Below are 23,408 nucleotides of genomic sequence, written 5' to 3'. Positions count from 1 at the left end.
GACATAAGTATTCAACCAGAACTATAACGCTTTCTCTGTTTTACTTTTGAGCGAGGTAACTTCTGAAATTTAGAATAAATGTGCTAAGTCAACAGAATAATAAGAGGGTGTGATTGAATACAGCATCCTGCTAGTATAAGCTGAGAGAAAAACATCAAGTCTCATCTACTATTATCAGACAGATAACAATGAAACAAATTTTTACATAACTGAAAATAGCTCTCTAGTAAGCATCGTAGTTATTTAGATGGTCAACCTAGTATGTCAACCAAATGCTACGCTACAGTTAGCAAGATTGAGAGGCAATTATGACTGCCCTAATTCTGAACCTCAGCCCCGCCATTGAATTAACAGATGAGCAGTTCTTCCAACTGTGTCAGAATAATCGAGATTTGCGACTTGAGCGCACGGCAGAGGGAGAATTAATTATTATGCCACCAACTGGATGGGAAAGCGGAAATCGAAATTCAAAACTAACAGCCCGGTTAGAATTTTGGGCTGACGCTGATGGCACAGGTTTGGCTTTTGATTCCTCAACGGGTTTCAAACTTCCCAATGGCGCAAATCGCTCTCCTGATGCATCCTGGGTAAGTCGCAAGCGATTAGAAGCTTTAAATCCAGACCCCGCCAGATTCCTACCAATGGCACCCGATTTTGCGGTAGAATTACGCTCTGCTTCAGATAGCTTAAAGACTGTGCAACAAAAAATGCAGGAGTACATTGATAACGGTGTGCGTTTAGGATGGCTGATTGATCCGCAGAACCAACAGGTGGAAATTTATCGTCCAGCACAGGAAGTTGAGGTTTTGCGATCGCCTACTAGTTTATCAGGAGAGGATGTATTGCCTGGGTTTGTTCTTGATTTAGCACAGATTTTGAGTTAAGCGATCGCTTTTTACTCACATCTCTTTTCAAAAGGCGATCGCTCAATTTCACTCATTTCATAATCGGGATAACTTGCAACTCTAATGTAATACAAATTTACAGAAAAAATTAATATTGACTTAATACTAAAAACACTGTTTGCAATAACCCGATAACAAAACCCAAAACACCACCTAAAGTCACAATTGCCTGTAATTCATTTTTGACAATTCCCTCAATTGCAGCTTCTAAATCAGCAGGTGAAGTTGATTTGACACGATCGACTATCACTTGATCTATTGACAAAATCGGAATTGCTTGCGACACAATTGCTTCTAAATCTTTTTCCAAATACTTCTCTAAAATTAGAGCCAATTCTTGACTCATGACTTCTAAAGAAGTACTGACAACTGGTGAAGTACTAACACGATTTAGCAGCACTACAGCAATATTTTCCCAATCAACAGAATCAGTTAATCCTTGTAAAAAATCGCTGCCACTATTTTGCAGGTAATGGCGGACACTTTCGCGGGTAGTTTTTCGGAGTTGACGAACCGTACCCATTGGCAAGTTTTGTAATGATAAATTTTGCAGTAATTTCCGAATGCGATCGCGCATCTGCAAATCTTGAGTCAATTCCTGCAAGCGACTATTAGCAGCCTCTTTTTCATCCAAACAAAAAGTTCGTAGCCGTGTAAGAGTATTACGTAAGCCAAACAAATTTGCTACTACCCAATAAGTCCCACTGGTTTTTTCGCGGAAGCCTTCATCGATAATTTGAATCGTGCGATCGGTCAAAAAATCAACTATCGTTTGGCGTAAAAGATCCGGCGGTAAAACTACTTGTAACAACCAATCAGCAAGCCGCGTAGCTTGTTCTTCACTCAGTTGAAATTCCAGCAATATCTGGTCAAAAATTTGATTGATCTGCGCTTCTAAAAAATCTTCACGCCGCGCTAAAACCTTAAGCAATCGTGGCAAAGATTCTCCTAGTAAATCCCGCAAAATTCCCGCTACAATTTTGGCACTTTTCTCGTTTTTATCTGTTTTGATTTGTTCAATTGCTAACCGCAACAACCAAAGAATTGCTGATTGCACGCGTTCTGTTTGCAACAAACGCCGCGCCAGATTTTGCAATTCTTGCGGTGTCAAAAGTGACCCCATGATTGTCTTAGAAATATTCAGAGCCAAACGTTCTTGGTTGCGGGGAATCAATCCAGGGGTGAAGGGTACTCTTCGTCCAGCGATATAAATTGCTCGGTAAGGACGGAACAACATTTTGATGGCTATATCATTTGTGAAATAGCCAATAATTCCACCCAGTACCGGGGGAGACACATAAAGCCAAAGATGAGACCAGTCCAAGGGAAGAATTAAAAAAGTTAGAAAGTTAGAGCTTAGGTTAGGAGTTAACAGTAGAGACGCGATTAATCGCGTCTGTACAAGAGTTAGGAGTTAGGAATGATAAATTTTAAATGAGAATTTATCACTACTCATAATTCATAACTTTTAACTAATAACTCCTAACTTACTAAGCACTAGCACTCCCATCATACCGTTCGCAATGGGGTAGTGTGTGGCAACTGCAAAACCAACTTGACGAGCTAACTCTATTTGCTCTTTGCCGATGGGAAAGCGATCTAAGCTGGGACTGATGTAAGCATATTCTTCTTTTAAGCCTAAATAACTGGCAACTGGCACTACAAAACTGTCCAGATACAACTGCTGAAAGGCACGTAGCTGAGGATTACTCGGTCGATGAAAGTCTAAAATTGCGGCTTTAGCTCCCGGCTTCAAAACACGGTGTAGCTCTTGGAGACTGCGGAAAATATCTTTAACATTTCTTAAACCATAGCCCATTGTTGCGGCATCAAATTGGTTGTCGTCAAAGGGTAAATTGAGGACATCAGCTTCTACCCAGCTGATAGCAGGTTGGGGATACTGCCAATGTGAGCGTTCTTTAGCTTTTTCTAGCAGATTTTGGGAAAAATCCACTCCATACACCTGTCCTGTAGCTCCGATACGCCGGGCCAAACGTAAAGCTAAATCACCACTACCGCAACACAAATCTAATGCAGTATCTCCTGGTTTAGCTGCACTCCATTTTACTGCCATTTCCTTCCAGATTCGATGCTGTCCCAGACTCAACCAATCGTTCAACTGGTCATAAACTGGAGCAATACGGTTAAAAATGGACTGAATTTCGTTAGTCATTGGTCAAGAAGTCATTGATCGTTAGTCATTCGTCATTTGCCAAAGATAAAGGACAAATGACTAATGACAACTACACAATACCTTAATGGGAGTGACTACTAGTCAGAGCGATCGCCACTAGTTGTGCTGATAAATTAATTAGCACCAATTCATCTTCTCGCAAAGTGCAAGGTTGTTTCCACTGTAGCGACAATACACCCAAAAGTTGATTGCGGTAGCTAATTGGGATCACTAAATGTGCTTGCACACCCGTATTTTGGTAGTGAATCGCATCGACTAATTTAGTGTCTTTAAGTACATTTAAGGAAACTTGCATTTGTCCCGTAGCGATCGCTTCCCTGGTTAGTGGGTCTTGAGATAGCCAATTTTCTATTGTACCTGTATCGCTGTAAGTTCCTTGAGTTGCAACCAGAGTATTTCCATCTGTAAGTTGTAAAATACAGCCGTCTGCCCCAAAAGTTTCACTCACCGCTCTAGCAATGGGAGCGAGGGTTTCTTCTAAGCTCGAAGCGGCTTGAGTTACCTGTACCAAAACACTCAGCAGCGCCATTTGAGCATGAGCACGGCGTAATTCTTCTGTACGTTGCTTAAGCAAGTCGTAGGTTTCGGCTGCTCTTTGCACCACTGCCTTCAGTTCCCCTGGGTCCCAAGGCTTGGTGATATATTTGTAGACTTGTCCGGCATTAATTGCTTCTACCAAGTCTTCTATATCAGTAAATCCAGTGAGAATTATTCTGACTGTATCGGGAAACTGAGGTACAGTCTTGCTAAGAAACTCAGTCCCTTTCATTTCTGGCATCCGTTGATCGGAGATAATCACCGCTACCTCTCCTTCTGTTGCCAAAACTTGTAGAGCGTTCACCCCACTATCAGCTTTCAGAACATTAAAGTCACGTCGAAATGTACGATAAAGTAAATCGAGATTATCTGGCTCATCGTCAACTACCAAGATTTTCAGCTTTTTTGGTCGTTCGAGAGTCATAACTTGAGATTGGACTTTATCAATTTCGAGATTGGGTTTATCCATAAGATTTTCCTTTAAATATTCACTCTCTTGTTATATTCCATACCAAGTTTAGTTGAGAATAGCTGAAAATCGCCAAGGGTTTATACGGAGTTATTTTGCATATTTGAGAACGGTAATAGTGAGTGCTACAGAGGAAATTTATCTGCCCAAATATCTGAATTAAAAAATGTTGCACTAGAAAAACTAACTAAATCAGCAAAACTATGGCAGTTTCGATCGTGGATGAGGTGTAGGTCTGGGTATAGATTAGAATAATACTTGCTCATGAGGTGTTAATTAACCTCTCAAGTTGAAGCTTGCACTCCGATTATGACTGATTTACCACCCAACACTCAGAATCCCGAAGATAATGCTACAAACGATGTAGCACAAGAGTTACTGCGAAGACTGAGGCAAAAACAAGGCAACTGGGTGGAATGGGGAGCCGCGATCGCCTCGTTGCTAAAAATCGGTTACAACCCCCAAGAAATTTTTGAGGCGACTGGATTTGAGCCGATTCAACAAAACCAGGTGGTTGTTGGTTCCCAAGTTTACAATTCTTTGGAAAAGTTTGGAGTATCGGCAGAAACGCGATCGCACTATAGTACACGTGGCAGCGATGTTTTATACGAGCTACGTTTACTTACTCAAGAAGAACGCGCCGCCGCTGCCGAACTAATCTTTGTCCACAATGTTGATGCTGATGAGGCACGGGAAATAGCAAAAGCAATTAAAGAATTCTCCTATTTCCGCACCTTGCCAGAAGGGTTTTCTGCTCATCCTGGAGATGCCGTTGCTCACCAAGTTTGGAAACTGGCACGCCAAAATGCAGATTTGCAACAGCGATCGCGCCTAATCGCCAAAGGTTTGCGTTTTGCTCACACGCCAGGGGCAAGACAAAAAATCGAACAACTACTGACTGATTTCACTACCGTTCCCCAGCGTCCAGCGCCAATTTTACCGTTTTACCGCTTGGAATTTGAAGAACAGTTACCCCGAATCTTGCCTGTGGTAGGCGAGTTGCCATTATCACGGCAAGACTTGCAAGCTGTGCCCATACTGACAGAAATTGAACCATTTCGGATGGTTAAGTTTTCTGGAGAGCAAGCTTGGGTACCCTTACCAGGTTGGCAAGTGTTATTGGCGGCAGAAGATCCAGTAGTGATTTTAGCGAATAGCGATCGCTTCCCGATCCAAACCCAAAGCCAAACCGGGCCAGTCGTAGTAGTAATAGATCGTGCCCAACGAGAATGGGATGCCTCCAGCTATTTTGTCGTTGAAAATGGTGGGGAATTAGATTTTCAATGGTTTGAAACTGAGCCAGAAATTCCTCTACTAGGACAAATTATTATCATCGTGCGTCCTAAGAAAATTCTGGATGAAGAATTAACTAAGGATTCATGGCAGATTGACGAATAAATTCAATTTTAGACGAGCTAACTGCGTAACACTCCCACGCCAGAAGGTGTGGGAGTGTTGGAGATTAAACTAACTAAAGCAAAAATCTCAACACGGTTACGTTAATGAAAATCGGAGGTTGGGTTGAAGAACCAAACCCAACATTTTTGGTGATTTTTTGGGTTTGCCTTAATATCATTACTAGATAAGCAAGCTACGCAGTTGACGGTTTTTGAAGCTAAGACCAACCGGATTGCAACAACTATTATGCGATGAAAATTATTAAAAAATTAAGTATTTTTTCTATTATCTTAAATTTTACTGTATTTTCATATTTTATCACCACAATTAACTATTGAGAAAAAAATTTCTATTTTTTTTCAATTTAGTTTCATCACAAAATAAAAGCAATAGATTTTCTGTTGACAGCAAGCAATGACTTAAACATTGTGTAACGTAACTATTACTCATTTGTAGCGGAACAAGGAATTTTCCAAAAATGTCTCTCACAAAACGTTGTTTGGCAGAATTTATCGGCACATTTTGGCTTGTTTTAGGTGGCTGTGGTAGTGCTGTTCTAGCCGCAGCCTACACAGCAGATGCTGCAAAAATCAGCGAGAATACTTCTTTTCCATTGGGGATTGGATTAGTAGGTGTATCTTTGGCATTCGGGCTTACTGTCCTCACAGGGGCTTATGCTTTTGGTCATATTTCTGGTGGTCATTTCAATCCAGCTGTTTCCTTTGGACTGTGGGCAGGTAAGCGCTTTCCGGGATCTGACTTACTACCTTATATCGTCTCTCAAGTAATCGGTGCAGTTGTTGGTGCGGGCATTATCTACCTGATTGCTAGCGGTAAAACTGGATTTACCTTAACTGGCTCCAACCCACTGGCTACCAACGGTTACGGTACTCATTCTCCAGGGGGTTACACGCTGTTTGCTTGCTTTATTACTGAAGTTGTGATGACTTTCATGTTTCTGCTGATTATTCTGGGTGTGACTGATAGCCGTGCCCCTAAAGGATTTGCACCGCTGGCAATTGGTTTTGGACTCACTTTAATTCACCTGATTAGCATTCCTGTAACCAATACCTCGGTTAATCCTGCGCGTAGTACTGGAGTTGCTCTATTTGCAGGTGCAGGACTCTTTTCGCAAGTCTGGTTGTTCTGGATAGCTCCGATCTTGGGGGCTATTTTAGCAGGATGGTTGTACGTAGCGATCTTTAGTGAATCAAATGTGGATGAACGGCAAAGTATCAAAGAACTAGTCTAATTTTCTTAACAATCCCCTAACTGAACAAATTAACCACGCGTTATATTTTCAGTCAGGGGATTGACATAATATTTTTGATATAGCTCGTGTCCTAGAATAATTAGGGCAAAAACAGTGGAGTAATTTATTTAATAATTTGGGATTAAGAATCACCGAAGATTATTCATATCTGCGGTTTGAGAATTAAATTCAATATCTATTAAAATATATAATTTAATATGTCCGACTCTAAATTTACTGCTCCTGTGATTCAAGAATTACTCGACTCAGAATTATCTGAGCGATCGCTTATTCCTTCTTTGCAGGAGAAGATTCTCACAATCCGCAACAGTCTCCGCCCTGGACAGCAGCAAATGGCTGATTGGCAATCTGGCCCTTTGGCGATTTCAGCCGTTCCTGGTGCAGGCAAATCTACTGGGATGGCTGCGGCAGCAGCGATCGCGATCGCCCGTCAATATGAGCGTTCATCTTCCCGGCGTCAGTTGGTAGTCGTTACTTTTACTCGCTCCGCTGCTGCCAATATTAAAGCAAAGATTCGTAAATTTTTAAGAGATGATTTATCTCTACCTCAGACAGGATTTTTTGTCTATACCCTACACGGTCTAGCGTTGAACATTGCCAACCGCCATTCTGATTTGTCAGGTTTGCAGTTAGAAAATGTCATCTTAATTACACCAACCCAAAGTCATCGCTTTATCAGAACTGCTGTAGAACAATGGATTGTAAATAATCCAGATGTATATTTGCGGTTATTGGAAGGTCATCAATTTGATGGAGAAGAGACAGAAAGGTTGCGTCGTCAATCGGTGCTGCGAACAGAAGTATTACCAGAATTGGCTAATACGGTAATTCATGAAGCAAAAAGTTCTGGAATATCGCCAGAATTGTTGCGGGAGTGGAGTAAACAAACCACAGACGAATATGCAATTTTGAGCGTAGCGGCGGGATTGTACGAGCAATATCAAAACTTGATGCGATCGCGTGATTTTATCGATTACGATGATATGATTTTAGCCGCACTGCGCGTTTTAGAAAACGACAGTGCCCGCCACATCGAGCAAAACCAAATATTCGCCGTCTTTGAAGACGAAGCCCAAGATTCTAGCCCTCTTCAGACGCAGCTATTAGAAATTTTGGCAAGTAATCGGGAATATGAGGGGATGAATACAGACGCGATGAATCGCGTCTCTACGCACTCCCCACTCAATTTAGTCCGAGTTGGCGACCCTAACCAGGCGATTAACTCTACCTTTACTCCAGCCGATCCGATTTATTTCCGACAATTTTGCGAAGAGTGCGATCGCATCGAACGATTGGCAACGATGGATCGAGCTGGTCGCAGTACTAGAATTATCATTGAAGCTGCTAACTTTGCCCTCAAATGGATCAATAATCAATGGTTAGCAACAACCAAAACCAACAACAAACAACAAATTCCTGACAACCGACAAGTACCATTTCGCTTGCAGACAATTCGCCCTGTGGAAATTGGCGATCCGCAAGCTAACGCCAACCCCGCACCCGTAGGACGAGGATTAGAACTTTATACACCGCGCGATATTCATCACACCGTTGAATTGTTATCTCAAAGAGTGATTGAGTTATTTGGTGAAGACCCAACAAAAAATAGTGCCGCGATTTTAGTCCGAGAAAATCGCCAAGGACGCTGGTTAGCAGAAGCTCTGATACCTCTGTGCAAAGAGCATAAAATTACACTTTACGATGTGGGAGAACGCGATCGCCGTTCCCATGTTCCTCAAGAAATTTTGGCATTATTGCAATTTTGCGATCGTCCCCACTCCCCCGATTACCTCAAAGCCGCCTTAGAAGCATTAGTACAGCGCCAATTAATTCCTACCCAAGACCTCAACGCCCTTGCTAGTCTGCCAGAAGAGTTTTTGTATCCTGGCCCCCTAGCAGCACCCCAGCCAGAAACAGTACAAAAAGCTGCCCGCTTGTGTCGCAGCTTGCTCCGCGCTCGTTTGGAATTGCCTCTTTACCAGCTAATTTCCTTTCTCGCCTTGACCTTAAATTATGACCAGGCAGAATTGGCAACTGCTGATAAACTTGCAGAACGGGTAAATCAGCAGATAGCTGGCAATAGTTCGATGGGGGGAATGCTGTCAGCTTTAAGTGAAATCGTTAGTTCCGAACGGTTTGAACCAGTGGAAACCGAGGATTCGGAAGAACGTTATACCCGTCGCGGTCAACTGACGATTATCACTATGCACAAAGCTAAAGGGCTAGATTGGGACTATGTATTTCTTCCCTTTCTCCACGAAAACTTGATTCCTGGCAGATTTTGGGTTCCTCCCCAAAGCCAATTTTTAGGCGACTTTACCTTATCAGAAGTAGCCCGCGCCCAAATTCGCGCGACTCTCCACGAAGAATCTGTCATACCGGATGTTGGTCAGGCATGGGAGGTAGCAAAAAATTTGAAAACATCTGAAGAGTATCGTTTACTCTATGTTGCCATGACACGAGCAAAGCTTCTGCTGTGGATGTCTGCGGCGCAGAAAGCCCCCTTTACTTGGAGTAAACCGGATAATTTACAAGAACAAGCGCCTTGTCCGGTGTTTCCAGCATTAAAACGCCAATTTCCTGAATGTGTGGTCAATTTAGCGACAATGAGCAAATAAGGGAACTCCAAGAAATAATTGAATATTTTTTTATTTGGAAGTCCTTTATAAGGCAATACGGTTCAGTTAGCACCAAAAATATTAACCTGTGTAGGTTGGGTTGAGGAACGAAACCCAACATTTCCTGGGCTTTGTTGGGTTGCGCTTTGCTTAACCCAACCTACAATTTTTCTTAACTACAACTCCTCTGCTCCCCTGCTCTTTATAAAGAAACTGAATTGAGAGGGCAACGTCAGAGAAACTATGATTGCAATTGGGATATTATTTGTTCAATTTTTAACAATCAATATGTATTATGAAATCCATCATCCAAGAATCTGCCGTAATTAAAAGTACCTTCCAGTCACCCAGAGGAATTTTCTTGACGCTGGTGTTGACAAGCTTGCTATCTTATGGATTCGGACTCATTGAAAACAATTCTGCTAGTGCTATTCCTTACCCAGACGGCACTCAAATATCCCAATCCCAAGCAAACGAGTTGCCGAAAGCGATCGCTAATAAAATTCTAGGAGATGCATCCTTCCGTTCCGGTCTACGTAAACGGGAATTAGAGATTACTCAAGTCACATCGAAAACCTTTGGTAATCCCTGTGAGTTCAAATTTGGAGAAGTTTGTACCAGGGAATACAACCCCATTGAAGGCTGGGAAGTAGTTGTCAAAGTCCGTCAAGATTCGTGGACTTACCATGTAGATAAATCTAGAAAGCAAATCCTTTTAGATCCCAAAGTGAGTACTTTACAAACATTGCCGAAGGCGATCGCAGATGCAATTTTGAGCGATGCCTCAAGCCGTTCTGGGGTAGAAATTACTGATTTAAAAATTACTCAAACTACACCTAAAACCTTTGGAAATCTCTGCCAATTCAACTTTGGCGAAGTCTGCACCCAGCAGTACGACCCCGTGGAAGGTTGGGAAGTGATTGTCAAGGTTAAAGAGCAATCTTGGATTTACCATGTGAATAAATCCACTTCGCAAATAATTTTAGATCCAAAAGCCAACGCCACTGAAAAAAGTTAAATAATCAATGGCTTTGATTTTTTTCCATATCTTCATTCCGTGCTTTGACCATCAAAGCACGGATATACTCATTTTTACCATTCGTATAAGCTTCGCGATCGCTCCGAAAACTTGCCGCCAAGTCGCGTTTTAGAACTTCGTAGCGATCGCGGTTGGCTAAATCCTTTATTTAATTGCAGTTATAGCAATTTTAATAGTATATAATAATGGATCGTGTCGAATCAAAGCTAGACCATGCCTAAACTAAAGACTCGTAAAGCCGCGGCAAAACGATTCCGTGCTACCGGTAGCGGTAAAATTGTCCGTCGCAAAGCGTTCAAAAGCCACCTTTTAGAACACAAATCTTCTGACAAAAAACGTGGTATGCGTAAAAGTGCGCTTGTACACGAACGCGACGAACTTAACGTGCGCTTGATGCTCCCATATTTGTAAGTATTTTAGGAAATAAGTTATGACTCGGGTAAAACGCGGTAATGTAGCTCGCAAACGCCGCAATAAAATTCTCAAACTAGCTAAAGGTTTTCGCGGTTCCCATTCAACTCTGTTTAGAACTGCCAACCAACAAGTGATGAAGGCGCTACGGAGTGCCTACCGCGATCGCAAAAAGAAAAAGCGCGATTTTCGTCGCCTTTGGATCACCCGCATCAATGCTGCTTCCAGGCAACACGGCTTGAGTTACAGCCAGTTGATCGGTAACTTGAAAAAAGCTGATATCCAACTAAATCGCAAGATGTTGGCGCAATTGGCAGTCCTCGATCCAGCTAGTTTCGGCAAAGTTGCTGAATTGGCACTTCAAGCTAAAGGATAAAGGTGGTGAGGGATGTATAACAGATGTAACAGACGGCAAGCAATTACTCGGTTACATCTGGTATTATCCGCCACTATTTTTTGGATTTTTTGCTTTTCTCTAGTGGGGACGGGATTAAGTGCATCTGCTGCCGAAATGTCAGAAATTCAGCAGCGGGGCTATTTAAATGTTGCCGTGAAAGATAACTTGCGTCCCTTGGGATTTAAGGATGCCAACGGAAATTTGCAAGGCTTAGAAATTGACTTAGCCACGCGTTTGGCAGCTGACTTAGTTGGTAAAGCCCAAGCTGTAAAATTTCAACCTGTAGCGAATCGCGATCGCCTGTCTGTAGTTTTAGACAAGAAAGTTGATTTTGCGATCGCTAGAGTCACAGCAACCGAATCTCGCAGTCGCATAGTTAGTTTCAGTGTTCCCTACTATTTAGATGGCACTAGATTAGTTACAAAGAATACCTCAATTCAGCAGTTGAGCGATCTATCAAAACAAAAGATTGCCGTACTCAATAACTCCAGCACTATTGCTCAAGTGCGGTACTATCTGCCAAATGCCGAGTTAGTAGGAGTGGATTCCTATAAAGAAGCGCGAGAGCAAATAGAAAATAATGCCGCTGTAGCCTTTGCCGCAGATGCTAGTGTTCTAAGCGGTTGGGTGCAACAATATCCTCAATATCGGCTACTACCCACTAAGTTATCAACTGAACCTTTATGTGTAGTAATGCCCAAAGGATTGCAGTACGATGAGTTTAGACGAAATGTGAATCAAGCGATCGCTCGTTATTTAGAAAAAGGTTGGCTCCAGGAACGCTCTCAATATTGGGGTTTACCGTAAATTGGTCATTAGTCATTAGTAAATAACAAATGACAAATGACAAAGGACAAATAACAAACTTTATAATATTTGTATTTGCAGTAATGGATAACAGTCTAGCCGTTGTTTATCTCTCAATTTTGGTGGTTATACTCACAATTGCAGCCGTGGGTGTTTTTCGCCAGATTTTTAAAACTCGCAAGGTTGAAGGCTCTTTTGCAAGATTGCGAAAGAAGTTAGAGAAAGAAAAGGGTACGACTCAAGAATATTATGAGTTAGCCAGTATTTATTCAGAAAAAAAAATGTATTCTCCAGCGATCGCGCTATTTCAAAAAGCTCTCAAAGCTGCCGAAGAAGAGGGAGAAGAAAATATCGCCCCCATCTACAACGGGCTGGGCTATGTTTATTTTACCCAAGAGCAATATGACTTAGCAATTCGTCAGTACAAAGAAGCCCTAAAAGCTAAACCAGACTACGTAACAGGATTGAATAATCTCGGTCATGCCTACGAGAAGAAAAAATTAACTACTCAGGCGTTACAAGCTTACGAAGAAGCACTCAAATTTGCTCCAAATAACTCTATTGCTAAACGTCGTGCTGAATCTTTACGCCGTTTAGTTTCTGCGTAAGATAATGTCCAGGTAATTAAGCATAATACCCGGAAACCCACCCCATCATAGCTGTACTTTAGCGGGGTAGGGTTATTTTATTATAATTAATTTCGCTTTAGCCTCTTAATTTATCGGTTTTCAATCTTAGGTTTGGAAATAGGTAACTATAAGTCTTTTGTAAAAATGTAAAAGATGATTAAGCGGCTAAAGGGTTTTTTGTGGCTACCTATTGCCATCATTGTTGTGATTTCTTTCTCAATCGGATTAATGGAAAGATTGACGGCTCAACAGCCTTCGATTTCCCATCCTCTCAGTTCGCTAACTGAGGTAGAAATTAGCACAGCTGTTTCCGTCATCCAAAGAGAAAAAACTTTGAGCGAAATGGCAGCTTTTCCACTTATTGCTTTACAAGAACCAGATAAAGAAGAAGTTATAAAATTTACACCTGGTAAAGCTTTTGGGCGAAAAGTTTTTTTGGTAATCTATGAGCGATCGCAAAACAAAACTTATGAGGGTATCGTTGACCTGAAAAGCAAAACCTTAAGTTCTTGGAAAGAAATACCCTTTGTTCAACCTGCGATCGTCAATTCCGAATATGAACTAGCAACTCAGGTAGTTAAAGCCGATCCTCGATGGCAAAAAGCAATGCAAAGGCGGGGAATTACCGATTTCGATCGTGTCAAAATCAGTTCATGGGCCCCAGGAATCCTGAGTCAACAGGAAGAAGCGGCAGGTAATCGTCTTTGCCGCAGCTTATCTTATTACCAGGGACAAAACTGGAATTATTACGGTAGTCCTATTGAAGGAGTAGTAGCAACTGTCAATTTGAACACAGGTAAAATCGTCAGTTTCATTGACAAAGGAAACGTACCTTTCTCTAAAGAAAACTGGAATTATGATGTAAAATCCTTGGGCAAATTACTTTCAGCACCTAAAGCATTGAAACTTCTCCAACCCAATGGTAAAAGTTTCCAGATCAAAGACAATGAAATTAGCTGGCAAGGTTGGAAGTTTCGGTATTTAATGCATCCCCGTAGTGGATTGGCATTGTATCAAGTGACATACGATGATGGGGAAAAGGTCAGACCAGTTTTATATCGCGCCAGCATATCGGAGATGGTAGTCCCTTACGGCGATCCAAATCCCACTTGGTCGTTTAGGAATGCATTTGATGTTGGGGAATATAATCTTGGTTTGCTAGCAAATACGATGGAGTTTGGTAAGGAAATTCCGGAAAACGGGCTTTTGCTGGATGCTGTATTTGCTAATGAGCAGGGAGAACCTTATAAGATACCAGGGGTTGTTGGTATCTACGAACGCGATCGCGGAATCCTGTGGAAACACTATGATTACAATACTCAGCGCAATGATGTCCGTCGCAGTCGAGAATTAGTCATGTCGATGACTGCGGCCGTTGATAACTATGATTACAGCATCAATTGGATCTTTCACCAAGATGGGACTTTGGAAGTCCAAAATGAGTTAACAGGTATCGTGCTGGCGCAGGGAACGGCTGCTCAAGAGCAATCTGAGGATGATTCTTATGGTCGGTTAATTGCTAAGAATATCTTTGGAGTAAATCACCAACACTTTTTCAACTATCGCCTAGATTTCGATGTCGATGGTCAAGCTAATTCTGTAATGGAAATGAACGTGAAAGCTTTGCCGATGGATGAGAAAAATCCTTTAGGAAATGCGATCGCAGTTACAGAAACCCCACTCACAAAAGAAACTGCTGCTGTCCGCGATTTGGATATGAAAAGCAGTCGAGAATGGATGATTGTTAGTGCAGACAAAAAGAATACTCTCGGTGCTGCACCTGGATATATGCTGATGCCTGGTGGAAACTCCATGTTTTTCCCCGTGGAAGGCTCAAAAATCCATCAACGGGCAGAATTTGCGACTCATCACGTGTGGGTAACAAAATATAAACCTGCTGAACTTTATGCTGGGGGAGATTATCCCAACCAAACTCAACCCAAACAGGGTTTATCAAAATATATTGCAGACGATGAATCCTTGACGGGTGAAGATATCGTCCTGTGGTACACAATGGGCGTAACTCATATTCCGCGATCGGAAGATTGGCCTGTGATGCCTGTTCACCGAGTTGGTTTTCAGCTAGTCCCTAGAGGATTCTTTAGCCGTAATCCAGCGATAAATTTGCCAGAGTAAAATATTTGTTTTCTAAAGTTTCCTTGGTTTGGTTTTTTCCTAATCTGTAAACCTGTAACTTGAATGCTGATAAGCTTATCGTAGGTCAAACACTGGCAATTTTCAAAATAGGATAACTCATGAATTTTCCAGAAATTAATATTCCCGGTGATGGCAAGCTACACGCTCGTTTAATTACTTCCTTGGGTGAAATTGTAGTTCGTTTGGAAGAAGAGCGAACCCCCAACACCGTCAAAAATTTTGTCGGTCTAGCAACTGGAACAATCGACTGGAAAGACCCTAAAACTGGTCAATCTGGTAAGGGAACTCCAGCTTACGATGGAGTTCGCTTTCATCGGGTCATCCCTAATTTTATGATTCAGTGTGGCGATCCTCTGAGTCGTTATCTAGATACAGCCAACCGATGGGGTACTGGTGGCCCAGGATATCAATTTGAAGATGAGTTTCATCCTGAATTGAGACACACTCGTGCAGGTATCCTGTCGATGGCTAATGCCGGACGCGGTACTAATGGTTCGCAATGGTTTATTACAGAAGCACCAACACCTCACCTTGACAACAATCACAGTGTTTTTGGTGAAGTTGTCCAAGGTCTAGATATAGTCAACAAGATCGCTAATGTGCCTACAACTAGAGATCGTCCGAATCAAGAAGTGGTGTTACAAAAAGTAGAAATTTTTAGGCAGTAATTAACACCTCGGTTTGTAGTAAGCACTTTAGTGTTTAGAAAATAAGGACTAAAGTCCTTACTACAAACTTGCTTACCCATCGAGGTTTTGCAGCCCCATCGCAATTTTACTGTGTTTTTCAATTTGCCCCATCACTTGTTTTGCCCGTTGAATAACTACGGCTGGTAAACCCGCTAATCTTCCCGCTTCAATTCCATAAGACTTATCAGCACCTCCTGGTTGAACTTGGTGCAAAAAGATAATTTGGTCGGGTAATTCTTTCACCGTTACCTGATAGTTAGCCACATTCGGGATAATGCTAGCCAGTTCATTTAACTCGTGGTAATGAGTAGCAAAAATTGTGCGCGATCGAATATCTACTGCTATATATTCTGCCACCGCCCAAGCTATGGAAAGGCCATCAAATGTAGCTGTCCCGCGACCAATTTCATCTAATAATACCAGCGATCTAGATGTAGCATGATTGAGAATATTTGCGGTTTCATTCATCTCCACCATGAAGGTAGATTGACCAGTTGCTAAATCATCTACTGCACCGACACGGGTAAAAATGCGATCGCATATTCCCAATCTGGCAAATCTAGCTGGTACAAAACTACCAATCTGCGCCATTAACTGAATCAATCCCACCTGACGCAAATAACAACTTTTGCCACTGGCGTTTGGCCCGGTAAGAATAATTAAATCGGGATTGTCATTTGTCGTTTGTTCTCGATCATCTGCTAACGACTCTTGACCCAATTGCGTCGAATTCGGCACAAAGAACCCCGCAGGTAAAGACTGTTCCACCACTGGATGACGACCATCAACAATGTTTATCTCTCTTCCTGGCAATATTTCGGGACGACAATAACCTTGATGTACCGCCAACTCAGCCAAACCACACAACACATCTGCCGCCGCCACTGCACGAGACAGATTGCGAATTACTTCCGCCTCTTGTGCTACCTCTTCCCGCAATGCTGTAAAAATCTCATATTCCAACTGATTTAAATCATCTCGCGCCGTCAGAATCCGCGCTTCCCGTTCCTTTAAATCTGGGGTGATGTAACGTTCCTCATTGGTCAGGGTTTGCTTGCGGATATAGTTAGCGGGTACTTGGTCAGCTTTGGTGCGAGAAATGCTGATGTAATAACCAAAGGTTTTGTTAAATCCTACCTTGAGTGTGGAAATTCCTGTCTTAGCTCTCTCATCAACTTCCAAATTGGCAATCCATTGCTGGTCTGCTTCTACAGTCGCCTTTCTTTCATCCAACAAGGGATTTACACTAGGGCGAATTAATCCGCCTTCTTTAATTAGTATGGGTGGCGACTCTACAAGATGCGTATGTAACTTTTGTGCCAATTCTTCCAACACACTTGGGACTTTCTGCAAAGCTTTGAGAAAGGGAGAACGCGTCTCAACTACTAAATTGGATAATTCCGGTAAGCGTGAGAGAGAATCTGCCAAAGCTACTAAATCTCTAGCATTCGCTGTACCAGAACCCGCCCTTCCTGTGAGGCGTTCCAAATCATAAATTTGGCGTAATAAATGCCGCAAATCTTGACGCAGGGGCGTATTTTCCATCAATTCTTGGATGGTATCAAGACGTGCCCGAATGCCTTTAATATCGAGTAGCGGTTGCAACAACCACCGCCGCAAAGCCCGCCCACCCATCGCTGTACTAGTTTTATCCAACGCCCAAAGTAGGGAACCGTGAAAAGTGCCATCCCGGACGGTTTGGGTAATTTCCAAGTTACGGCGGGTTTGATTGTCAACAATTAGATAGTCGGTGACAGTGTAGCTGCGGAGTCTTTGAAGGGTGACAGGGTTTTCTTTTTGAGTATCTTCCAGGTATTCTAGAAGACCGCCGGCGGCACGAACGGCGAGAGGAAGATGATCGCAACCAAGTCCTTCGAGCGATCGCACCTTAAATTTCTGCAATAATCTCGGTCTAGCTTCACCTTGGGAAAAGGGAAGTTGCGATCGCAAACTATAGCAAAATGATGGCGGCAAACACTCAGGAAGATGTGGCGAAGTTTCTCCCGGACGCAGCAAACTACCTAAATCGGGCGCATTTGTCGGAACTAACACCTCTGAAGGTTGCAAGCGCATTAATTCTTGAGTCAAATGTTCTAAATCGCTACCTTGAGTCGTGAGAAATTCTCCTGTAGAGATGTCTGCATAAGCTAAACCCCAGTGATTTGCGGCAATTACTACTGCTGCTAAGTAATTATTGCGACTAGATTTGAGCATTCCTTCTTCTAGCAAAGTGCCGGGTGTAAGAATGCGCGTTACTTCTCGCCGCACTAATCTCCCAGCAGCTTCAGAGGCATCTTCCACTTGATCGCAAATTACTACTGCATAGCCTTTTTCTACTAGCATCGTCGCGTAGCGTTCCCAAGCGTGATGCGGAACACCAGACATCGCCACCCGTCCCTGTTCCCCAGCTTGCTTACTAGTAAGAACTAATTCCAACTCTTGCGCTAGTTTGACAGCATCTTGAAAATAGCATTCAAAGAAATCTCCTACCCGATACAGCAATACCGCGTGAGGATATTTATCCTTCGTCTCGACATAATGCAAGTACATTTGACTTAGCTTACTGCGATCCACCTGTAGATGGTCAGAAATAAAAGTACTTGCATCGGGCTTGGTAGATGGAGTTTCGGAGTGAGAGGCGGTCATAGATGCTATCGAGTTATGCACAGAAATTCCACAAGATCCGATGATAACGTGATGTGAAAGTTGAATGGCGATCGCTCAAGGATATTTTACCTTTATAGCAGGAGGCAGAAGGTAAAACTATTGCTAACTCTAGCATTCACCCTTTCCAAATGTCCTAACCTGTGTGACTACGGCTATATCTGAAAAATGTTAATTTTGATACAATGCAAAATTCCCAACTTCTTCATGAAGTCGGGAATCTGAACAACTTAACCCAAACAAAATTATTTCATATTCTAAATTAGCAACCCCAAATTAAAGATAGTAGATGACTGATACCAATTTGAAAAATGATTGCGACAGATGAAAAACTGAAACACTTATCCAATGGATGTTTCACAATCCAAAATCGAAAATCCAAAATGGTATGAGGTTGCAAGTCAAAAAATATTACTCTTCTTCCTCTTCTTCCTCTTCTTCTCCGAACACTGCGTCTATAAGTTCTTGTGCGCGTTCGTCTGAAATATTTAAGGCTTCTTGAAGTTCAGAGATATAATCTTGTTCGTTTTCGGGTACTTCTTCGTCAATCCCTACTACTAAGATAGCTGTGATGTATGCAGCTTCGCGATAACCTCTATTGGGTAAGGATTCGATAGACTGGGCGATTAAATCTTCTGGTTCTTCTTCTTCAATCAAGCTGACGACTTTTTCGGTCAATTCTTCAAAGTCTTCTTCAGAGTAATCTTCAAATAAGTCAACCCGACCGAGAAATTCACTCAAAGCATATTCTTCTGTGGAAGAAATACCTTCACCATCAGCCGCAGCGGAAAACAACCCAAGAATTGCGATCGCAACTTCTGGTTCTAGAGCAACTGAACTAACACTACGGCCTTTGGGCAACTTGCGTTTAGACATAATTATCCTTTAAAAGTTACGTGATATTTCAGGAAGTCATATTTTGCGGTTTATCGTGCTTCCTCGATTTATGATTCCCAAAAAAATGCGGAAATATACATTGGGATGAATCTTTTTTTCATAAAAAATACGTAGATAATATATTCATCTACGTATAAAAACGGTTAAGTTGCTTTGAGCGATGAGATTTTTAGTACTTGTGTAAGCCACCGTAGCCAAAAGGGATAGCTATAATACCGTGTTTACAAGAGTTCTATCATTTCTCTATTTACTTCTTATCTCTAGGATGATGCTGGCGCTGAGTTATCAGCCAACCTATGCCGATAAAAAAGAATGTAAACAAAACACTCAACAATAAAGATGCGTAAAGGGGATGCTTTTGTACTATCGGGAGATTAATTTTATCAATATGTGTTGTGAATACGCCAGAGGCGATCGCACCACCACCAAAACCTATACCTATTACTTGGATTTTGTTTTCTAGGGAGCGATCGCGATCGGCTTGTACTATTTCTACTATGCCGCGAATTGAGTCTACTGCTCTACCCAATAATTCTGAACCGTGACGAAAATAACCTAAATCGGCGTTTATTTGTTGTTGGAAGTAAGGGCAATTCTTTTGGCTGAATGTTTCTAAAAAGTTGATATTTCCGCCTATTATAGCATGAATTTTCTGTAATCTTTCATCATAGTTATAGGCATTAATAGCGATTGTATTTTGGTATTCTTCTAAGTTTCGCAACAGGCGGGTATATTTTAAAGCTAGCTGGGGTAAAGCTTTTAATTGATTTTTTAAGCCAGTTAAATTAGCTGTATCAATAGATTTTTGCTCACCTACTTCAGGAACTTTAGCAATCTCTGCTTCTATTTGCAGATAAACTGCATCTAATTGCTTATAAATTTCTCGGCTATCTTTATAAGCTTTGACAACTTTGGTGCGGAAGAAAAATAAATCTAATAATTCTTGATAGCATTGGTTAAATTTAATATCAGCTTGTTCATCTGCAAATAACCAAATCAGCACATGCTGATAGTTAGATATTTGGCTAAATAAACCATATTCAAAAATCGGACTACCAAATAATTCACCTTGGCGATTGAATGGCGGTTGTTTTTGGCTATCGGGAAAAATTGCTGTTAAACATTCTTCGGCTATTTGCTTGATAACTTTTTTGTCCTTTGCACCTGTTAACCAAGCGGTAATCAGCAGAGTTTGTCCGAGAAAAAAAGGATGTTCTTTAAGGGTGAGACAGTTATTTTGATTGAACTGACTTAAAAAAGTAATATCTATATCTGGCGTTGGGTTATCATCTTCTTGTTCGGGACGACGCAAATTCAGCCACAAACTGTAGCTGTCATAAATCCGCAATGGATGAGCAAAACCTTTAATTAGTACATCTTGAGTTTGATTTAGAGGAACTTTACCAGCAAATGGTATTGCATAATTATTATCAATGACTTCTGCATCTTTGAGCAAATCTACACGAGGGCTATTAGGTTCTTTGTTTACGTCTATACGCTGGCTTAGATGCAAGTCTTGATGTAAGGTTTTGTCAACTATTTCATCACCAGTTTCCCAGAGAAAGTTTTTATTAACCGATGGATTGTTTGAGTTTTTGTACAGTTGAAAGGCAAATAGATGGACGTTAGGTGCATATACTTTCATGGTTGGTTTGGCTGAGGCGTAGCTGTTTTTTTAGCTTCCAACTTTTGTAGTTCATCTTGCAAAACTCGGTAGCGATTCTCTTGGGTGTTTTCTTGAGCTTCTGGCTTAGTTTTACTGACTTTATCAATTTCTCTTTCTTCAATTAATACAGCATCTCTGACATCTTCGTGATTGATATACCAGTTGCGAATTGCTTCTGCTAGTTCTTTGGCGGGTTGTGTTTCAAATTCGGCAATAGTTTCTCGCAGTCCAGGTATAGTTGCTATGGCTTCAGGTGAAAACACATAATCTTGATTTCTCACAACTTCGATAAATGCTTGGATGAGTTTATCGGCTTCCATAAATTTATTGTTGTGTTGGTTAAATGTTATTCTATCTCGTACTTGGTGAGTAGCGACACACAGATGTGCAATCTTATTTGCGTAACATCTATAATTTTTTGTTTTTGTGCTGCAACAATATTGCTTTTATCTTCAATCCATGCAATTATTTGTGTTTGCGTTGCATGGCGTAACCATTGCTGGGCTGTGTTCAGAGCTAGAGCTACATTATATGGATTATTTTTTAGAATCTCATAAAGTTTAATCATTAATAAAGATGTATGAAAGTCGCTGACTCCCCATAAACTACTAATAATGTTGGCTGCACCAGCACGGATAAATCCACTGGCTAAACCAATATATTCATCGCTATTGCTGCTAATGCTAACTAAGCCTGTTTCGCAAGCTGAAAGACAGACTAGACGGCAGTTGCGTAAGTTTAATAAAAAGATATCTTCAAGGGTGAGGCATTGATTTAAATCAATGGATGTTTCGTTATCAACTCGCATATAGCGTGATGATGGAGTATTCGCGGAAGTTTGAGCATTTGCTAACTGTAACCCAGATTTCAAGGGAGAGTTAAAATCGAAATATCCATGACAAGAAAAGTGCAGCCATTGAGCATTGAGAAAATTATCATTGATTGCGGATGATGCTAAAGCGGCTTTGGTGGCTTGGCTATGTTTAAGGATTTGGTGAGGTTGAAAGTCTGCTGCGATTGTTTCTACTTCGATATCTGTGAATGTTAAGTCGTTTCTAGGGTTTTGAATAGCAAATAGGTGGCCCAGTTGTAAATTTAACCCCACCCCAACGTTCCCCGCAAGCGACGAGGGAGTAGGATTTGTAGGTGTTTTAGGCGATGAGTCTAATTTTTGGGTTTTGATTTGAGCGAAACGCAAAAGTTGACAACTAGGTGCATAACTTACACCATCTGGAAATTTATCAATGAGATACTCTAATGTTGGGGAGTCGCTAGCAGATAATGGTAAGGCATGGAGAGGTAACAGGTGCAGGAAAAGATGAGGAATTAAAATCAGCTTTTGGCAATGAGATGGGACTAAGGGAACTATTTGATTGAGGTGGAGTATTTGCGCCAGTTGAGTAAGTTGATTATTAAGCTCATATCGCCATCGTTTTTTATCTTCGCGGTAAAGCTGGAGATATTCATCAATCCAATTTATCAAGTTGTCTAAGTCTTGTCGATTGGAATGCCAGATTACTGGTTGATTGTTGTGGTGGGTGATGATAAAAGCGCGAAAACAATCATTAAAAATGTACCACTGGATAATTGCAGTTTTGTGGTCTAGAAGGTTTTGAATTTCTCCAAAGCGGATGTTGCTATCAATTGAGAGGAGATTTTTTTCACCGCCTACTGGTGCTTTGGCTATTTGGGCAAGTTGTTCATTTTTGGCTAGCAGTTCCACCAAATTCCGGGTTTTGCTCTGCTCGATATATTCTATTGCTTCTGTGTTCCTTTTTAATTCCAGGCAAACTTCCACCATGCGTCTATAAAGCTGATTCCATTCTTCTGTTTGTTTATGCTTGGCTTCATCGCCAGAAACAATTTCTTCGCGCAATGATTTGACTGTGGCAATGGCAGATGCAAAGGTATTGTAAGCTAAGTCAAATTGTTCTGTGTCTTGATAGAGAATGCCGAGATTGAATAAAGTTTCTGCATGGTTTTGGGGAAAGGCGCTCTTGGTTCTTACTTCGAGTGCTTGATTAAAAGCAACGATCGCACTTTCAATATTCTCGGCTCGTTCTCCGAATATTCTGTCACCGTAAACAGTGCCCAGATTATTTTGCGTCATTGCCCAATCAACAGGAAAGGCGCTCTTGGTATAAACTTCTAGTGCTTGATTAAAAGCAACGATCGCACTTTCAATATTCTCGGCTCGTTCTTCGAATATTCTGTCACAGTAAGCAGTGCCCAGATTATTTTGCGTCGTTGCCCAATCAACAGGAAAGGCGCTCTTGGTATAAACTTCGAGTGCTTGATTAAAAGCAGCGATCGCACTTTCAATATTCTCGGCTCGTTCTCCTAATATTCTGTTACCGTAAGCAGTGCCCAGATTATTTTGCGTCATTGCCCATTTCTCAGGAAAGGCGCTCTTGGTTCTAACTTCGAGTGCTTGATTATAAGCCTTGATCGCACTTTCAATATTCTCGGCTCGTTCTCCTAATATTCTGTTACGGTAAGCATTCCCCAGATTATTTTGCGTCATTGCCCAATCAACAGGAAAGGCGCTCTTGGTATATACTTGGAGTGCTTGATTATAAGCCTTGATCGCACTTTCAATATTCTCGGCTCGTTCTCCTAATATTCTGTTACGGTAAGCATTCCCCAGATTATTTTGCG

Annotated in this window: 21 protein-coding genes; 11 read left to right on the top strand and 10 right to left on the bottom strand. The window is 41.6% G+C overall.

Features of this window, described 5'->3' with window-relative positions:
• Positions 1–308 precede the first annotated feature (308 nt).
• Positions 309–884: a Uma2 family endonuclease gene (locus V7K45_RS21980; RefSeq protein WP_335007115.1), complete on the top strand. Its 576-nt coding sequence runs from the start codon at positions 309–311 to the stop codon at positions 882–884.
• Between the two features lie 109 nt (positions 885–993).
• Here V7K45_RS21980 and V7K45_RS21975 read toward each other — a convergent pair whose 3' ends face one another.
• From V7K45_RS21975 to V7K45_RS21965, 3 genes are all read right to left on the bottom strand, one after another.
• Positions 994–2,229: a DUF445 domain-containing protein gene (locus V7K45_RS21975; protein WP_335007114.1), complete on the bottom strand. Its 1,236-nt coding sequence runs from the start codon at positions 2,227–2,229 to the stop codon at positions 994–996.
• Positions 2,230–2,373: 144 nt separating this feature from the next.
• Positions 2,374–3,078: a bifunctional demethylmenaquinone methyltransferase/2-methoxy-6-polyprenyl-1,4-benzoquinol methylase UbiE gene (ubiE, locus tag V7K45_RS21970; protein WP_335007113.1), complete on the bottom strand. Its 705-nt coding sequence runs from the start codon at positions 3,076–3,078 to the stop codon at positions 2,374–2,376.
• Positions 3,079–3,160: 82 nt separating this feature from the next.
• Positions 3,161–4,105 (bottom strand): response regulator, encoded by a 945-nt coding sequence (locus V7K45_RS21965; protein ID WP_289795550.1) that lies wholly within the window; start codon positions 4,103–4,105, stop codon positions 3,161–3,163.
• A 309-nt stretch (positions 4,106–4,414) separates the two neighbouring features.
• On the opposite strand from V7K45_RS21965, the gene V7K45_RS21960 reads away from it, so the two are divergent.
• The 4 genes from V7K45_RS21960 to V7K45_RS21945 all read left to right on the top strand — a co-directional run bounded on the left by V7K45_RS21960 (position 4,415) and on the right by V7K45_RS21945 (position 10,412).
• Positions 4,415–5,503, top strand: a complete 1,089-nt coding sequence (locus V7K45_RS21960; protein WP_335007112.1) for a RuBisCO accumulation factor 1 — start codon at positions 4,415–4,417, stop codon at positions 5,501–5,503.
• Positions 5,504–5,981: 478 nt separating this feature from the next.
• Entirely contained in the window at positions 5,982–6,755 is a 774-nt protein-coding gene (gene aqpZ / locus V7K45_RS21955; RefSeq protein WP_335007111.1) for an aquaporin Z, read from the top strand.
• Positions 6,756–6,973: 218 nt separating this feature from the next.
• Positions 6,974–9,394: an ATP-dependent helicase gene (locus V7K45_RS21950; protein WP_335007110.1), complete on the top strand. Its 2,421-nt coding sequence runs from the start codon at positions 6,974–6,976 to the stop codon at positions 9,392–9,394.
• A 295-nt stretch (positions 9,395–9,689) separates the two neighbouring features.
• On the top strand, positions 9,690–10,412 hold the full coding sequence (locus tag V7K45_RS21945; protein WP_335007109.1) for a hypothetical protein: 723 nt from the start codon (positions 9,690–9,692) through the stop codon (positions 10,410–10,412).
• 4 nt (positions 10,413–10,416) lie between these two features.
• Here V7K45_RS21945 and V7K45_RS21940 read toward each other — a convergent pair whose 3' ends face one another.
• Positions 10,417–10,581, bottom strand: a complete 165-nt coding sequence (locus tag V7K45_RS21940; RefSeq protein ID WP_335007167.1) for a GrpB family protein — start codon at positions 10,579–10,581, stop codon at positions 10,417–10,419.
• Positions 10,582–10,646: 65 nt separating this feature from the next.
• Between V7K45_RS21940 and rpmI the strand changes: the two genes are divergently transcribed.
• The 6 genes from rpmI (at position 10,647) to V7K45_RS21910 (ending at position 15,502) form a co-directional block, all read left to right on the top strand.
• Positions 10,647–10,844: a 50S ribosomal protein L35 gene (gene rpmI, locus V7K45_RS21935; protein ID WP_094350284.1), complete on the top strand. Its 198-nt coding sequence runs from the start codon at positions 10,647–10,649 to the stop codon at positions 10,842–10,844.
• A 19-nt stretch (positions 10,845–10,863) separates the two neighbouring features.
• Entirely contained in the window at positions 10,864–11,220 is a 357-nt protein-coding gene (rplT, locus tag V7K45_RS21930; protein ID WP_289795542.1) for a 50S ribosomal protein L20, read from the top strand.
• 12 nt (positions 11,221–11,232) lie between these two features.
• Positions 11,233–12,048 carry a transporter substrate-binding domain-containing protein gene (locus V7K45_RS21925; protein WP_335007108.1) on the top strand — a complete coding sequence of 272 codons (816 nt, stop codon included), beginning with the start codon at positions 11,233–11,235 and terminating at the stop codon, positions 12,046–12,048.
• 83 nt (positions 12,049–12,131) lie between these two features.
• Positions 12,132–12,656: a tetratricopeptide repeat protein gene (locus tag V7K45_RS21920; RefSeq protein WP_335007107.1), complete on the top strand. Its 525-nt coding sequence runs from the start codon at positions 12,132–12,134 to the stop codon at positions 12,654–12,656.
• A 174-nt stretch (positions 12,657–12,830) separates the two neighbouring features.
• Complete coding sequence (locus V7K45_RS21915; RefSeq protein WP_335007106.1) at positions 12,831–14,813, top strand: primary-amine oxidase; 1,983 nt, start codon at positions 12,831–12,833, stop codon at positions 14,811–14,813.
• A gap of 119 nt (positions 14,814–14,932) precedes the next feature.
• Positions 14,933–15,502: a peptidylprolyl isomerase gene (locus tag V7K45_RS21910; RefSeq protein ID WP_335007105.1), complete on the top strand. Its 570-nt coding sequence runs from the start codon at positions 14,933–14,935 to the stop codon at positions 15,500–15,502.
• 72 nt (positions 15,503–15,574) lie between these two features.
• Here the strand turns inward: V7K45_RS21910 and mutS are convergent, their stop codons facing one another.
• The 6 genes from mutS to V7K45_RS21880 form a co-directional block, all read right to left on the bottom strand.
• Positions 15,575–18,169: a DNA mismatch repair protein MutS gene (gene mutS / locus V7K45_RS21905; RefSeq protein WP_335007166.1), complete on the bottom strand. Its 2,595-nt coding sequence runs from the start codon at positions 18,167–18,169 to the stop codon at positions 15,575–15,577.
• A 13-nt stretch (positions 18,170–18,182) separates the two neighbouring features.
• Positions 18,183–18,305, bottom strand: coding sequence for a hypothetical protein (locus V7K45_RS21900; protein WP_335007104.1), 123 nt, complete (start codon positions 18,303–18,305; stop codon positions 18,183–18,185).
• Positions 18,306–18,598: 293 nt separating this feature from the next.
• Positions 18,599–19,063, bottom strand: coding sequence for a tellurite resistance TerB family protein (locus tag V7K45_RS21895; RefSeq protein WP_335007103.1), 465 nt, complete (start codon positions 19,061–19,063; stop codon positions 18,599–18,601).
• 268 nt (positions 19,064–19,331) lie between these two features.
• Entirely contained in the window at positions 19,332–20,729 is a 1,398-nt protein-coding gene (locus V7K45_RS21890) for a hypothetical protein (RefSeq protein WP_335007102.1), read from the bottom strand.
• Entirely contained in the window at positions 20,726–21,070 is a 345-nt protein-coding gene (locus V7K45_RS21885) for a hypothetical protein (protein WP_335007101.1), read from the bottom strand. Before V7K45_RS21885 ends, V7K45_RS21890 begins: the two co-directional genes overlap by 4 nt.
• Positions 21,071–21,096: 26 nt before the next feature.
• Positions 21,097–23,408: CHAT domain-containing protein (locus tag V7K45_RS21880; RefSeq protein ID WP_335007100.1), on the bottom strand; the 2,312-nt coding region annotated here is incomplete at its 5' end.

The sequence above is a fragment of the Nostoc sp. genome, from assembly GCF_036917375.1.
Lineage (GTDB): Bacteria > Cyanobacteriota > Cyanobacteriia > Cyanobacteriales > Nostocaceae > Nostoc.
Note: the sequence above shows the minus strand (reverse complement) of the source record. Positions and strands in the feature narration are given on the sequence as shown.

Bases quoted from the DNA above. Each gene is read 5' to 3' on its own strand.
- V7K45_RS21945 (WP_335007109.1), top strand. From the start codon at position 9,690: ATGAAATCCATCATCCAAGAATCTGCCGTAATTAAAAGTACCTTCCAG.
- V7K45_RS21925 (WP_335007108.1), top strand. From the start codon at position 11,233: ATGTATAACAGATGTAACAGACGGCAAGCAATTACTCGGTTACATCTG.
- V7K45_RS21890 (WP_335007102.1), bottom strand. From the start codon at position 20,729: ATGAAAGTATATGCACCTAACGTCCATCTATTTGCCTTTCAACTGTAC.
- V7K45_RS21960 (WP_335007112.1), top strand. From the start codon at position 4,415: ATGACTGATTTACCACCCAACACTCAGAATCCCGAAGATAATGCTACA.
- ubiE (WP_335007113.1), bottom strand. From the start codon at position 3,078: ATGACTAACGAAATTCAGTCCATTTTTAACCGTATTGCTCCAGTTTAT.
- V7K45_RS21965 (WP_289795550.1), bottom strand. From the start codon at position 4,105: ATGGATAAACCCAATCTCGAAATTGATAAAGTCCAATCTCAAGTTATG.
- aqpZ (WP_335007111.1), top strand. From the start codon at position 5,982: ATGTCTCTCACAAAACGTTGTTTGGCAGAATTTATCGGCACATTTTGG.
- V7K45_RS21885 (WP_335007101.1), bottom strand. From the start codon at position 21,070: ATGGAAGCCGATAAACTCATCCAAGCATTTATCGAAGTTGTGAGAAAT.
- V7K45_RS21915 (WP_335007106.1), top strand. From the start codon at position 12,831: ATGATTAAGCGGCTAAAGGGTTTTTTGTGGCTACCTATTGCCATCATT.
- V7K45_RS21910 (WP_335007105.1), top strand. From the start codon at position 14,933: ATGAATTTTCCAGAAATTAATATTCCCGGTGATGGCAAGCTACACGCT.
- rpmI (WP_094350284.1), top strand. From the start codon at position 10,647: ATGCCTAAACTAAAGACTCGTAAAGCCGCGGCAAAACGATTCCGTGCT.
- V7K45_RS21900 (WP_335007104.1), bottom strand. From the start codon at position 18,305: ATGCTAGAGTTAGCAATAGTTTTACCTTCTGCCTCCTGCTATAAAGGT.
- V7K45_RS21980 (WP_335007115.1), top strand. From the start codon at position 309: ATGACTGCCCTAATTCTGAACCTCAGCCCCGCCATTGAATTAACAGAT.
- V7K45_RS21895 (WP_335007103.1), bottom strand. From the start codon at position 19,063: ATGTCTAAACGCAAGTTGCCCAAAGGCCGTAGTGTTAGTTCAGTTGCT.
- rplT (WP_289795542.1), top strand. From the start codon at position 10,864: ATGACTCGGGTAAAACGCGGTAATGTAGCTCGCAAACGCCGCAATAAA.
- V7K45_RS21920 (WP_335007107.1), top strand. From the start codon at position 12,132: ATGGATAACAGTCTAGCCGTTGTTTATCTCTCAATTTTGGTGGTTATA.
- V7K45_RS21950 (WP_335007110.1), top strand. From the start codon at position 6,974: ATGTCCGACTCTAAATTTACTGCTCCTGTGATTCAAGAATTACTCGAC.
- mutS (WP_335007166.1), bottom strand. From the start codon at position 18,169: ATGACCGCCTCTCACTCCGAAACTCCATCTACCAAGCCCGATGCAAGT.